Here is a 12,393-nt window from a genome sequence, read left to right as displayed (position 1 = left end):
CTCCTTTTAGGAAAAGCCCCGTGCCCCTGTGGCACGGGGCTTTTCCGCGTTCCGGAGCCGCTTCCCACCCCCGTGCACCCGCCGACCGGAGCTGATCCGTAGCACAGTGCAGCTGAGCCGCGGTTCTGGCCCGGCCGCCGCCTCGTAGATCGCCTCCACTGTGCCGTGTGCGCGAGGGCTGCGGTGATGAGCTCGCGGGCGTCGTCTCTACGGGTGCGGGTTCGAGGGGCGTGAACATGTCGCCCAGGGCGGCAAGACTCTGCCCGCTGCCTGACCCCGGGCCCTTGGGGGTGCCCCCCTCCGTCTGGGCTTCGGGGCGCAGGTGGAGGGGGCCGGAGCACCGATAGGGCCAAGGTCGTCACATCATCCGGGGCGCTTTAGCCGTGGCCGGTGAGCCAAACCCAGGCTCGGGCCGGGGACGGCAGAGGGGTGGCTCCGCGGGGAAGACGCCGAGGGAAATCGAGAGGGAAGCGCGTGGCACGACAGATATCCACTATGTAGTCGGCGATCTCGGGGAGGTGGCCGTCCCGGTGACCGCGGTGCAGGCGGCTTCGAGATCGGCGGGCCGACGGGGCGTACGCCCGCGGCCTTCAGGTCGCGGGGACCGAATCCGCCGGCATGGCGGGGCGGGATGCTGATCTCGTCATTCCGCGTGGGTAGGGGGCGGTCAGTTTCATTAGGAACCGGTCCAGTTGGGCGTCGGGGAGGGAAGTGCCCTTGCGCTCGACCGGGTTCCGCGTAGCGGCGACGAGGAGGGTTCAGACAGGGGCGTTGAGTGCTGTCGACGGTGACCTGCCGTTCTTCCAGCGCCTCCAGGAGAGACGACTGCATCTTGAAGGCGTCCGGTTGATCTCCTCGGTCGAGGAGGAGGTTGGTGAGGACGAGGCCCGGCTGGAAGGGGAACTCGGCAGCGCGTGCGGCGTGGACGAGCGATTCGGTGACATCGCTCTGCATCAGATCAGGGGTGAACTGCACGCGCTTGTTGGCCAGTTCGAGTGACGCGGTGAAGGCTCGGACGAGCAGGGTTTTGGTCATGCCTGGGGCGCCTTCGAGCAGGACATGACCCTGGTAGAGCCGTGCCACGACAAGCCCGGTGATGGCCGGGTCCTGGCCGACCACGGCTTTGACGATCTCGGAGCGCAGTGCTTCCAGCGAAGGGGCGGGCTACGTGGGCGGTGGCGGTCCCGGCTGTCCTGCTGTGCCAGGGGGAGTGGGAGGCGAGGTGCTTCGGCAGCCGTGCTGCCACGCAGCCCGCCTCCGACACGTTGTCAGCTCTTGTCGTCGAAGCCGGGGAGCCCCGCTGCCCTGGCGAGGTCGAGGTCGAGCGCCTCGCGGCGGATGCGCTGGTCCACGTAGAGCAGGGCCATGACGCCGGCGGAGAGCGGGTATGTGATGGCGGCGACGACCACGTCGCCGATGGCGGAGACGATGAGGAACGGCCAGCCGAATTCGGTGGCCCCCTCGGTGAGGAAGGCACTCAGGCTTCCATCGTCCAGGCCTACCGCGACAAGACCGAAGGGGACGCCGACCACCAATGTCACGATGAGCGTCAGCAGCCAGGTCAGGGCGAGAATGCCGAACGTCCGCCACCAGGCGCCGCGGACCAGCTTCGCGGAGCGTCGCATGGAGGCGGTGATCGACTGCCGCTCCAGCATCAGCGCGGGGGAGGCGAGGATGAAGCGGACCATCAGCCAGAAGAACACGGCTCCCGCCGCGAGTAGTCCCAGGAAGGCGAGGCCGAGGCCCGCCGTGTCGCCGATCAGGAATCCGGGGAGGATGCCGATGGTAATGATCGCTCCGGCCATGACAGCCAGCAGGAGCGTCAGACCCAGCAGGGGCAACAGCCTGGGCCGGGCCTCGGCCCAGGCGTCGGACAGGGTGACCGGACGGCCCAGAACCGCGCGGCTGATCACCACGGTCAGCACCGCTGTGGTGAAGATCGTGGCCAGCATCGAGATGAGCAGGGGCGGGGCGCTGTCGAGCAGGCTGTAGCGGAGGGACTCGGTGGCCTGGTGCAGCGCCTCGGATCCGGTGGCGTTGCGGTCGATCGACGGGGGCTCGGGCAGCAGATATCGCTGGACGAGAAGGATGGCGGTCTGGGCGACCACGGAAACCGTGAGCGTGATGCCGAGGACCGTGCGCCAGTGGGCGCGCATGGTGGAAACGGCGCCTTCCAGGATCTCGCCGACGCCGAGCGGCCGGAGCGGGATGACACCGGGCTTTGCCGCGGGCGGCGGGCCGCCCCAGGCCGGCCCTTGCGCGGAGGCGCCCCAGCCCGGCCCCTGGGACGGGGTGTTCCGACCTGGGCGGGGAGGTGGTGCGGTGGGGCCGGTTCCGGCGGAACTCGGCGGGGACCACTGGCCGGCGGGCGGTTGCTTGGAGGCCCAGGTTCCCGAGGGGGTGGCGTCGTCGGCCGGTTCGGAAGGCCGGGGGACTCCCGTCTCCTGGCCGTCGGAGGGGGCGGATCCGGGCGAGGCCCAGCCCGGAGTGTCGTTCATGCTCGCTCCTTCACGATCCTGTCCGCGCATCGGGGCGTCAGGTTGGCAGCCATCGTGCCACGCGTTGCGGGTGTCCGGGCCTGGCCGGGTATTCCGCTCGCGCCTTCATGTCCCGGTGGGTCACCGGGCAGACTGGACGGATGGCTGATCAGGACGCGCAATCACCGGTGGGCAGCGAGCCCGCCGGGCTATCCGTACTTCGCTGGGACGAACCTCCGGAAGGCCCCGTGCTGGTGCTTCTCGACCAGAGGCGATTGCCGGCCGAGGAGACGGAGCTGGTGTGCACGGATGTGCCGGCTCTGGTGGACGCGATCAGGACGCTCGCGGTGCGGGGGGCGCCCCTCCTGGGCATCGCCGGCGCCTATGGGGTGGCCCTGGCCGCGGTGCGGGGCTATGACGTTGCGGAGGCGACGGGGCTTTTGGAGCAGGCGCGGCCCACCGCGGTGAACCTCGGGTACGGCGTGCGGCGGGCCGCTGCGGCGTACTGGGCGGCGCTCGACCGGGGGGCCGGTCAGGAGCGGGCGGGGGCGGCCGCGCTGGCGGAAGCCAGGGCGCTGCACCGGGAGGACGCCGAGGCCAGCGGGCGGATGGCCCGGTACGGGCTCGCCCTGCTGGACGAGCTGGTCCCGGGCGGGGGCCAGCGGCTGCTGACCCACTGCAACACCGGGGCGCTCGTGTCGGGAGGCGAGGGCACCGCCTTCGCCGTGGCGCTCGGCGCGCACCGGGAGGGCCGGCTGAGGCGGCTGTGGGTGGACGAGACCCGTCCGCTGTTGCAGGGCGCCCGGCTCACCGCGTACGAGGCGGCGCGCAACGGCATGCCGTACAGCCTGCTCACGGACAATGCGGCGGGTTCGCTGTTCGCCGCGGGGGAGGTGGATGCCGTGCTGATCGGGGCGGACCGCATCGCCGCGGACGGGTCGGTGGCCAACAAGGTGGGGAGTTATCCGTTGGCGGTGCTCGCCAAGTACCACCACGTGCCGTTCATCGTCGTGGCGCCGACGACGACCGTGGATCTGCTCACCGCGGACGGGGCGGCCATTACCGTTGAGCAGCGTTCCGGGCGAGAAGTGACCGAGCTCACAATCCCGCGCGGGGTGGGAGGCGAGGAGACCGGCGGAGTGCTCGTGGCCCCGGTGGGGACGCGGTCGTACAACCCTGCTTTCGACGTCACGCCGCCGGAGCTGGTCACGGCGATCGTCACGGAGGAGGGCGTAATCTCGCCGGTCACGGGGGCCGGGCTGGCAGAGCTGTGTGCCAGATCATCGCAGGTAACGATTAGCTAATGGGATGATGTCGTTTATGAAGGGACGCGTCCTTGTCGTCGACGACGACACCGCACTGGCCGAGATGCTCGGGATTGTGCTGCGTGGTGAGGGGTTCGAGCCGTCGTTCGTAGCGGACGGCGACAAGGCACTTGCTGCATTTCGAGAGGCGAAGCCGGACCTGGTCCTGCTCGACCTCATGCTGCCCGGCAGGGACGGCATCGAGGTCTGCAGGCTGATCAGGGCCGAGTCGGGGGTGCCGATCGTCATGCTCACTGCCAAGAGCGACACGGTTGACGTGGTCGTGGGCCTGGAGTCCGGGGCCGACGACTACATCGTCAAGCCGTTCAAACCGAAGGAGTTGGTGGCCCGGATCAGGGCACGTCTGCGCAGGTCCGAAGAGCCGGCCCCGGAGCAGTTGACCATCGGGGACCTGGCCATAGACGTCGCCGGGCACTCGGTGAAGCGGGACGGGCAGTCCATCGCCCTGACGCCACTGGAGTTCGACCTGCTGGTCGCGCTCGCCCGCAAGCCGTGGCAGGTCTTCACCCGTGAGGTCCTCCTGGAGCAGGTGTGGGGCTACCGGCACGCGGCGGACACCCGTCTGGTCAACGTGCATGTGCAGCGGCTCCGCTCCAAGGTCGAGAAGGACCCGGAGCGGCCGGAGATCGTGGTGACCGTCCGCGGCGTCGGTTACAAGGCCGGACCGAGCTGACATGTCCCTGGGTAGCACTGCTCCGCAGCCCGGGGAGCCGGGAGTCCGTGCGGAGCGGGCTACCGGCTCAGGGCACCCCTCGTCCACCGTCGAGCGCTTCCTGCAGGGCGGCCGGTTGTTCCAGGACCGGGCGCCCGGCGGGCCGGTGCCGCGGCTGCTGATGCGGTGGGTGCGGCGTCCGCTGCTGCCCGCCGTACGGCTGTGGCGGCGCAATCTCCAGCTGCGGGTCGTCGCGGGCACGCTGCTGATGTCGCTCGGAGTGGTGCTCCTGCTCGGCCTCGTCGTGATCGGGCAGGTGCGCAACGGCCTGCTGGACGCGAAGGGCAAGGCCGCCCAGACCCAGGCCGCGGGCGGGTTCGCGGCCGCCCAGGAGAAGGCGAACGCGCCTCTCACCCCTGCCCCCGGCCAGGGCGACGACGCCGCGGACGGTACGACCGCCAACAACTCCTGGCGCACCGAACTCGTCGACCAGCTCGCCAGCGGCGGGAAGAACGCCTTCAACGTGGTGGCCCTCAGCGCCGACGAAGGATCCCGTGCGCCCCGTGGCTCGGGGAGTGTCGAGGCCGCGAGCATTCCGCAGAGCCTGCGCGAGGCGGTGAACAAGGGCCCCGGGGCCTTCCAGACGTACTCGCTGATCCAGTACGCGAACGGCCAGGAGTCGCAGCCCGGCCTCATCGTGGGCAAACGCCTCTACGACATCGACCGCAACCCGTACCAGTTGTACTACGTCTTCCCGCTCACGCAGGAGGAGAAGTCCCTGACGCTGGTCAAGGGCACGCTGGCGACCGCGGGTCTGTTCGTGGTCGTGCTGCTCGGGGCCATCGCCTGGTTCGTGGTGCGCCAGGTCGTCACCCCCGTACGCATGGCGGCGGGCATCGCCGAACGGCTCTCCGCCGGCCGGCTGCAGGAACGGATGAAGGTCACCGGCGAGGACGACATCGCCCGGCTCGGTGAGGCCTTCAACAAGATGGCGCAGAACCTCCAGCTGAAGATCCAGCAGCTGGAGGAGCTCTCCCGGATGCAGCGGCGGTTCGTCTCGGACGTCTCGCACGAGCTGCGCACCCCCCTGACCACGGTACGGATGGCCGCCGACGTCATCCACGAGGCGCGCGTCGACTTCGACCCCGTCACGGCCCGGTCCGCGGAACTGCTGGGGGACCAGCTCGACCGCTTCGAGTCGCTGCTCTCCGACCTGCTGGAGATCAGCCGCTTCGACGCGGGGGCCGCCGCGCTGGAGGCGGAGCCGATAGACCTGCGGCAGGTGGTGCGCCGGGTGATCGGCGGCGCCGAGCCGCTGGCGGAGCGCAAGGGCACCCGGATCCTGGTGACCGGAGACGAACAACCGGTGATCGCCGAGGCCGACGCGCGGCGTGTCGAGCGAGTGCTGCGCAACCTCGTCGTCAACGCGGTCGAGCACGGCGAAGGACGCGATGTCGTCGTGCGGATGGGCGCGGCGGGCGGAGCGGTCGCCATCGCCGTACGGGACTACGGCGTGGGCCTGAAGCCCGGCGAGGCGACCCGGGTCTTCAACCGCTTCTGGCGGGCCGACCCGGCACGTGCCAGGACCACCGGCGGGACCGGCCTCGGCCTGTCCATCGCGGTGGAGGACGCGCGGCTGCACGGCGGCTGGCTGCAGGCCTGGGGTGAGCCCGGCGGCGGTTCCCAGTTCCGGCTGACGCTGCCGCGCACGGCGGACGAGCCGCTGCGGGGCTCGCCGATACCGCTGGAGCCCGAGGACTCACGGCGCAACCGGGAGAGCCGGGAGCGGGCCGCGGACGCCTCCGCCACGGGCAGCGAGCACAGGCTGCTGGCCGTGCCCCCGCAGCACGCCGGTACGGGGCGCGCCCCGCTGCCGGTCCCGGGCCGGGCACCGGTGCCGGCCAGGACCGCGCCCGCCTCGGTGCACCCGGCTGCCCTGCCGGGCAATGGGGCGCGGGTGGTGCCGCGCCCCGCCGAGGAGCGGCAGGCCGGGCACAACGACTCTCCGGGGCACGGACAGGGGCGGGAGGACACGACTCGTGAGCAGTGACCGTCGTGAGGGGGGCCGCGGGCGGGCGGCGGGGGTGACCGTGCTGATCGGGTGCGGTGCGCTGGTGCTGTCCGCGTGCGGCTCGATGCCGGTCTCGGGGGACGTCAAGGCCGTCGACGCCTCGCAGCCCGGGGATTCCCAGGTGCAGGTGTACGCGGTCGCCCCGCGCGACGGTGCCACGCCGAACGAGGTGGTCGACGGCTTCCTGGAGTCGATGACCAGTGATGACTCCGACTTCCGGACGACGCGCAAGTACCTCACCAAGGAGGCGTCGCACCGGTGGAAGCCGAGCGCGGAGACCATCGTGCTGGCCAAGGCTCCGAACCGGAGTGACCGCCCGGTCCACGAGGACGACCGCAGCACCACCGAGGTCACCTACACCCTGACCGGCGAGAAGGTGGCGACGGTCGACGAGCAGAACGCGTACCAGCCACTCGTTCCGGCGGACTACTCCCGCACGCTCCACCTGGTGCGGGAGAAGACGCCGGACGGCAAGGAATGGCGTATCGATTTCGTGCCGGACGGCCTGGTGCTCGGCCAGTCCGACTTCAAGCGGCTGTACCGCTCGGTCAACAAGTTCTACTTCGCGGCCGGCCGGTCCGATGCGCAGGCCACCCTGGTCGCCGACCCCGTCTACCTCCGTAATCGCACCGATCCCGCGTCCGGGATGGATACGGTGACGCAGGCGGTCCGCAGCCTTCTGCGAGGGCCGACCGACTGGCTGCGGCCGGTGGTCACCTCGCGCTTCCCCACGGGGACGGACCTGAAGAAGGGCGTCGCCTCCCTGACGCCCGACGACCGCAACGTCCTGAAGGTCCCGCTCAACAAGAAGGCCGACGGAGCCGGGCAGCGGTCCTGCCGGATGATGGCCTCGCAGGTGCTCTTCACCCTCCGGGACCTGACCTCCGCGCGGGTCGAGCAGGTGGAGTTGCAGCGCTCGGACGGTTCGCCGCTGTGCGTGCTCGACGCGGACCAGGCCGAGGCGTACGCCCCCGACGGTTCCTCGGGCGGACCCGACAGCCAGTACTTCGTCGACGCCAAGGGCCGGGTGGAGCGCATCCCGGGCAGCACCAGGGGCAGCGGCGAACCGGAGCCGGTGCCCGGCCCGTTCGGCAACGGCGCGCTGAAGGTGAGCGCGGTCGGCGTGGCCAGGGACGAGCAGTCGGCGGCGGCGCTCTCCCAGCACAACGAATCGCTCTACGTGGCGTCCATCGCCGCTGACGGCGAACTGCCCGTACCGGCCGTGACCAGCAGGGCGGCGGACCCCGATGACCGGCTGACGGCGCCGAGCTGGGACGGCCGGGGCGACCTCTGGGTGGCCGACCGTGACCCGAAGAACTCCAGGCTCCTGAGGCTGCCCCAGGGAACGGACAAGCCGCAGGAGGTCACCGTGCCGAGCCTGAACGGCAGCCGTATCGCGGGTCTGCGGCTGTCCTCGGACGGGGTGCGGATAGCGCTGCTGCTGACGAGGGGCGGCCACACGACGTTGAAGATCGGCCGGATCGAGCGGCTGGGCAGGCAGGACGACGCGCAGGTGTCCGTGGTCGACCTGCGGCAGGCGGCCCCGCAGCTCGCGGACGTGACGGCGATGTCCTGGTCCGGTCGCAGCCGCCTGGTGGTGGTCGGCAAGGAGCAGGGGGGCGTGCAGCAGGTCCGGTACGTGCAGGCGGACGGCTCGACACCCTCCTCGGGCGTGCTGCCCGGGGTCAACCAGGTGCTCGCCATCGCCGCCGCCGATGACGAGCAGCTGCCGTTGATGGCGGACACGTTCGGCGACGGGATAGTGAAGCTGCTCCCGGGGGACAACTGGCAGACGGTCCTCAAGGAGGGCTCGGCGCTGGTCTATCCCGGCTGACACCCGGGGCCCGGGCGGGCGTTTTCCACAGGGGTGGCCCGCCGGCCGCGGGAGAGGCACAGTTGAAGGGTGCGCGGGTGGTGGCGGGAGATCAGCGGGCTCGTTCTGCCCGTGTCCTGCGGCGGGTGCGGCAGGGAGCGGACGGAGCTGTGCGAGACGTGCGGCAGGCAGGTATACGGCGGAGTGCCGCGCCGGGTGCGGCCCTCGCTGGAGCCGCCCGGCCTGCCCGTGGTGCACGCCGCCGCCGCATACGAGGGCGCGGTACGGGCGGTGCTGCTGGCCCACAAGGAGCGCGGCGTGCTCGGTATGGCGCGTCCGCTCGGCAAGGCGCTGGCGGGGGCGGTGAGGACCGGGGCCGGACAGGTGGCGGACGGCCGGTCGTTGCTCCTCGTACCCGTGCCTTCCGCGCGCCGGGCGGTGGCCGCGCGCGGACATGATCCGGCGCGGCGGATCGCGCTGGCTGCGGCCGCGCACCTGCGGCGTACGGGTGTTCCGGCGACGGTGGCCGCGGTGCTGCGGCAGCGGCGGGCGGTGGCCGACCAGTCGGGACTGACCGCGGCGGAGCGCCGGGCCAACCTGGCCGGTGCGCTGGACGTGGCGGCCGGGGGTGGGCGGTTGCTCACCGCCGGCCGGGTGGTGCTGGTGGACGATCTGCTGACCACGGGGGCCACGCTGGCCGAGGCGGCACGCGCGATCGACGCGGCCGGCAGGGGCGTGGGGAGCGGTGCGACGGTGCGCGACGCGGTCGTGGTCGCGGCCTCCCCTCTGGCCTTCGACGCAGCATGTCCCGTCGGCCGGGAAATAAACCGGAACGGGCACTGAACTTTCATCGTTGCAGGTGGTGAGTGGGTAAAAAGACCTGAACGGAGGTACGTGCGAGTAGCAGGTGCCGACAACCGTCCGGGCAGGCTATGTTCGGTTGTGAGGAATGGTGAATGCCAGCCCTCGACGAATGCACCGCCAGGTTTCGGACAGGAGACCCGCCAGTAGTCCAGAAACCGGAAATCCGGTGGGGTGGAGACCTTGCCGGCGGGGGAGGAGGAGGTGGAAGTCACCGAGTCCGCGGCTCCGGTCATCACCGGGGCCTGGTGCAAAAAGGGAGATGCTCCGCCGCTGAGCGGAGCGATCCGGGAACGGAGTTCTGCGTGGACATCGTCGTCAAGGGCCGCAAGACCGAGGTGCCCGAGCGGTTCCGCAAGCACGTGGCCGAGAAGCTGAAGCTGGACAAGATCCAGAAGTTCGACGGCAAAGTGATCAGCCTCGACGTGGAGGTGTCCAAGGAGCCGAACCCTCGTCAGGCAGACCGCTCCGACCGGGTGGAGATCACCCTCCGCTCGCGTGGACCGGTCATCAGGGCAGAAGCGGCCGCAGGCGACCCGTACGCAGCGCTGGACCTGGCCACCGGCAAGCTGGAGGCCCGGCTGCGCAAGCAGCACGACAAGCGCTACAGCCGCCGGGGCACGGGACGCATCCCCGCTGCCGAGGTCGGTGAAATGGTGCCGGACGCGGCATCGTTCAACGGTGACGGCGAGCTGATCGCCGATGAGACGGCACAGCCCGTACCCACCACCAGGATCGGCTCGCTCGAGGTGCAGGGCGAGGGTCCGCTGGTGATGCGCGAGAAGACGCACGTGGCGGCGCCCATGTCGCTCGACCAGGCGCTCTACGAGATGGAACTGGTCGGACACGACTTCTATCTGTTCGTCGACAGCGAGACGAAGGAACCCAGTGTCGTCTACCGGCGGCATGCCTACGACTACGGTGTCATCCACCTGAGGACCGATCCGCTGGCCGCCGACGAGGCGGGCGGCGCGGGCGGGGCGCTCGGCGGCTGACGCCCACCACCGAGTGGTGCCCCTGGAGCGCTCGTGCGCCCTCAGGGGCACCCGTGTGTCACCAAAGGATCACCGCGTTGACGTCCCGGCATGAAATCATGGCGGCCCAAGGCAATCGGTGCTCTGCGGACTGCCGTTGGCGGACCATGCGTGAACTTCAGGCCGTGGATTTCAGGGGGAGGAACGATGGCGGACACCTTCGGGCCCGTGCGCGACGCGAGTGATGCCGGCGGGGCCGCGCGCGTCCTCGGCGCGGATCGGGACGCCGGCTACCGCAAGGAGCCGATCCGGGTCCTGGTGGTCGACGACCACGCCCTCTTCCGCAGAGGCCTGGAGATCGTCCTCGCGCACGAGGAGGACATCGAGGTCGTCGGCGAGGCCGGGGACGGTGCGGAGGCGGTCGACAAGGCGGCCGATCTGCTGCCCGACATCGTGCTGATGGATGTGCGGATGCCCAGGCGAGGGGGCATCGAGGCATGTACGGCCATCAAGGAGGTGGCCCCCAGCGCGAAGATCATCATGCTGACGATCAGCGATGAGGAGGCCGACCTCTACGACGCCATCAAGGCCGGCGCCACGGGCTATCTCCTCAAGGAGATCTCCACCGACGAGGTGTCCACCGCGATTCGCGCGGTCGCCGACGGGCAGTCCCAGATCAGCCCGTCCATGGCGTCCAAACTGCTCACCGAGTTCAAGTCGATGATCCAGCGGACCGACGAACGCCGGCTCGTACCGGCGCCCCGGCTCACCGACCGTGAACTCGAAGTCCTCAAACTGGTCGCCACCGGCATGAACAATCGCGATATCGCGAAGGAACTGTTCATTTCCGAGAACACCGTGAAGAACCACGTCCGCAACATTCTGGAGAAGCTCCAGCTGCACTCCCGGATGGAAGCGGTCGTCTACGCCATGCGGGAGAAGATCCTCGAGATCCGGTGAACCGGTGCGGTGACCGGTGTGCCGCCGCCCGTCAGGCCAGGAGACGGCCGATTTCCGCCGCGAGCGGGCCGCGCAGCTCCGGAGCCTCCACCCGTTCCAGCCGGACGTCCGTGCAGCCGACCCAGGAAGCCGCCTCGACCAGGGCCTGCGCCATCGGTGCCACGGCCTTCGCGCCCACCAGGGACACCTGCCGGGCGATCAGTGTGGTCCCCTCGCGGGCCGGGTCGACCCGGCCCTGAAGCTTTCCCCCGGCCAGCAGCGGCATGGCGAAGTAGCCGTGGACCCGTTTCCGCTTGGGCACGTACGCCTCCAGGCGGTGCGTGAAACCGAAGATCCGCTCGGTGCGCGCCCGCTCCCAGACCAACGAGTCGAAGGGCGAGAGCAGCGTCGTCCGGTGTCGCCCGCGCGGTTCGGAGGCCAGTGCCGCCGGGTCCGCCCAGGCCGGCTTCGTCCAGCCCTGCACGGTCACCGGCACCAGTCCGGAATCAGCCACCACGGCGTCGAACTGCTCTGCCCTGAGCCGGTGGTAGTCGGCGATGTCCGCCCGCGTGCCCACACCCAGCGACTGCCCGGCGAGCGCGACCAGCCGACGCAGGCACTCCGTGTCGTCCAGGTCGTCGTGCAGCACGGCGGCGGGCAGGGCGCGCTCCGCCAGGTCGTAGACCCGCTTCCAGCCGCGCCGCTCGGTGCACACCACCTCGCCGTACATCAAGGCGCGTTCGACGGCCACCTTCGAGGCCGACCAGTCCCACCACTCCCCGCCGTTCTTCGCGCCGCCCAGCTCCGTCGCCGTCAGCGGGCCCTCGGCGGTCAGCTGCTTGATCACGGTCTCGTACGCGCCGTCCGGCAGGTCGTGGGACCACTGCGGCCGGGCCCGGTAGGCGCGGCGGCGGAACGCGAAGTGCGGCCACTCCTCGACGGGCAGGATGCATGCCGCGTGCGACCAGTACTCGAAGGCGCGGCCGCCCGACCAGTACGCCTCCTCGACCGTGCGCCGGCCGATCGCGCCCAGGCGCGCGTACGGGATCAGCTCGTGCGAGCGGGCCAGCACCGAGATCGTGTCCAGCTGTACGGCGCCGAGGTGCCGCAGCACTCCGGGCACGCCCGCCCGGCGGTCGGGGGCGCCGAGGAAACCCTGGGCACGCAGGGCGATCCTGCGGGCCTCGTCGGCGGAGAGTTCGACTGCGGGGGGCTGCACAGACGTCATGCTCCGCACTCTAGGCGGCGGCACTGACAGCGAGGAGGGGGCCGGCCCTCCCC

Annotated in this window: 9 protein-coding genes and 1 pseudogene; 7 read left to right on the top strand and 3 right to left on the bottom strand. The window is 70.8% G+C overall.

What is annotated here, in order from left to right:
* Positions 1 to 289: 289 nt before the first annotated feature.
* A pseudogene (locus tag ABZ564_RS27425) lies at positions 290 to 1,152 on the bottom strand (AAA family ATPase); the annotation flags it as partial.
* 116 nt (positions 1,153 to 1,268) lie between these two features.
* Complete coding sequence (locus tag ABZ564_RS27420; RefSeq protein WP_360861536.1) at positions 1,269 to 2,498, bottom strand: glycerophosphoryl diester phosphodiesterase membrane domain-containing protein; 1,230 nt, start codon at positions 2,496 to 2,498, stop codon at positions 1,269 to 1,271.
* Positions 2,499 to 2,638: 140 nt separating this feature from the next.
* Between ABZ564_RS27420 and mtnA the strand changes: the two genes are divergently transcribed.
* The 7 genes from mtnA to ABZ564_RS27385 all read left to right on the top strand — a co-directional run bounded on the left by mtnA (position 2,639) and on the right by ABZ564_RS27385 (position 11,133).
* On the top strand, positions 2,639 to 3,781 hold the full coding sequence (gene mtnA / locus ABZ564_RS27415) for an S-methyl-5-thioribose-1-phosphate isomerase (RefSeq protein ID WP_360861534.1): 1,143 nt from the start codon (positions 2,639 to 2,641) through the stop codon (positions 3,779 to 3,781).
* A 4-nt stretch (positions 3,782 to 3,785) separates the two neighbouring features.
* The gene (gene mtrA / locus ABZ564_RS27410) at positions 3,786 to 4,475 is read left to right on the top strand and encodes a two-component system response regulator MtrA (RefSeq protein ID WP_360861532.1); all 690 of its coding nucleotides are present in this window, start codon (positions 3,786 to 3,788) and stop codon (positions 4,473 to 4,475) included.
* Position 4,476: 1 nt separating this feature from the next.
* The gene (gene mtrB / locus ABZ564_RS27405; protein WP_360861530.1) at positions 4,477 to 6,504 is read left to right on the top strand and encodes an MtrAB system histidine kinase MtrB; all 2,028 of its coding nucleotides are present in this window, start codon (positions 4,477 to 4,479) and stop codon (positions 6,502 to 6,504) included.
* 85 nt (positions 6,505 to 6,589) lie between these two features.
* Complete coding sequence (locus ABZ564_RS27400; protein WP_360861540.1) at positions 6,590 to 8,359, top strand: LpqB family beta-propeller domain-containing protein; 1,770 nt, start codon at positions 6,590 to 6,592, stop codon at positions 8,357 to 8,359.
* A gap of 69 nt (positions 8,360 to 8,428) precedes the next feature.
* On the top strand, positions 8,429 to 9,181 hold the full coding sequence (locus ABZ564_RS27395; protein WP_360861528.1) for a ComF family protein: 753 nt from the start codon (positions 8,429 to 8,431) through the stop codon (positions 9,179 to 9,181).
* Positions 9,182 to 9,504: 323 nt separating this feature from the next.
* The gene (raiA, locus tag ABZ564_RS27390) at positions 9,505 to 10,194 is read left to right on the top strand and encodes a ribosome-associated translation inhibitor RaiA (protein WP_360861526.1); all 690 of its coding nucleotides are present in this window, start codon (positions 9,505 to 9,507) and stop codon (positions 10,192 to 10,194) included.
* A 186-nt stretch (positions 10,195 to 10,380) separates the two neighbouring features.
* Entirely contained in the window at positions 10,381 to 11,133 is a 753-nt protein-coding gene (locus ABZ564_RS27385) for a response regulator transcription factor (RefSeq protein ID WP_360861524.1), read from the top strand.
* Between the two features lie 31 nt (positions 11,134 to 11,164).
* On the opposite strand, the gene ABZ564_RS27380 is transcribed toward ABZ564_RS27385, so the two are convergent.
* On the bottom strand, positions 11,165 to 12,340 hold the full coding sequence (locus ABZ564_RS27380) for a crosslink repair DNA glycosylase YcaQ family protein (RefSeq protein ID WP_360861522.1): 1,176 nt from the start codon (positions 12,338 to 12,340) through the stop codon (positions 11,165 to 11,167).
* Between the last annotated feature and the right edge of the window lie 53 nt (positions 12,341 to 12,393).

Source organism: Streptomyces sp. NPDC019224, assembly GCF_040632605.1.
Lineage (GTDB): Bacteria > Actinomycetota > Actinomycetes > Streptomycetales > Streptomycetaceae > Streptomyces.
The sequence above is the reverse complement of the archived record's forward strand: the minus strand, read 5'-3'. Positions and strand labels throughout refer to the sequence as shown.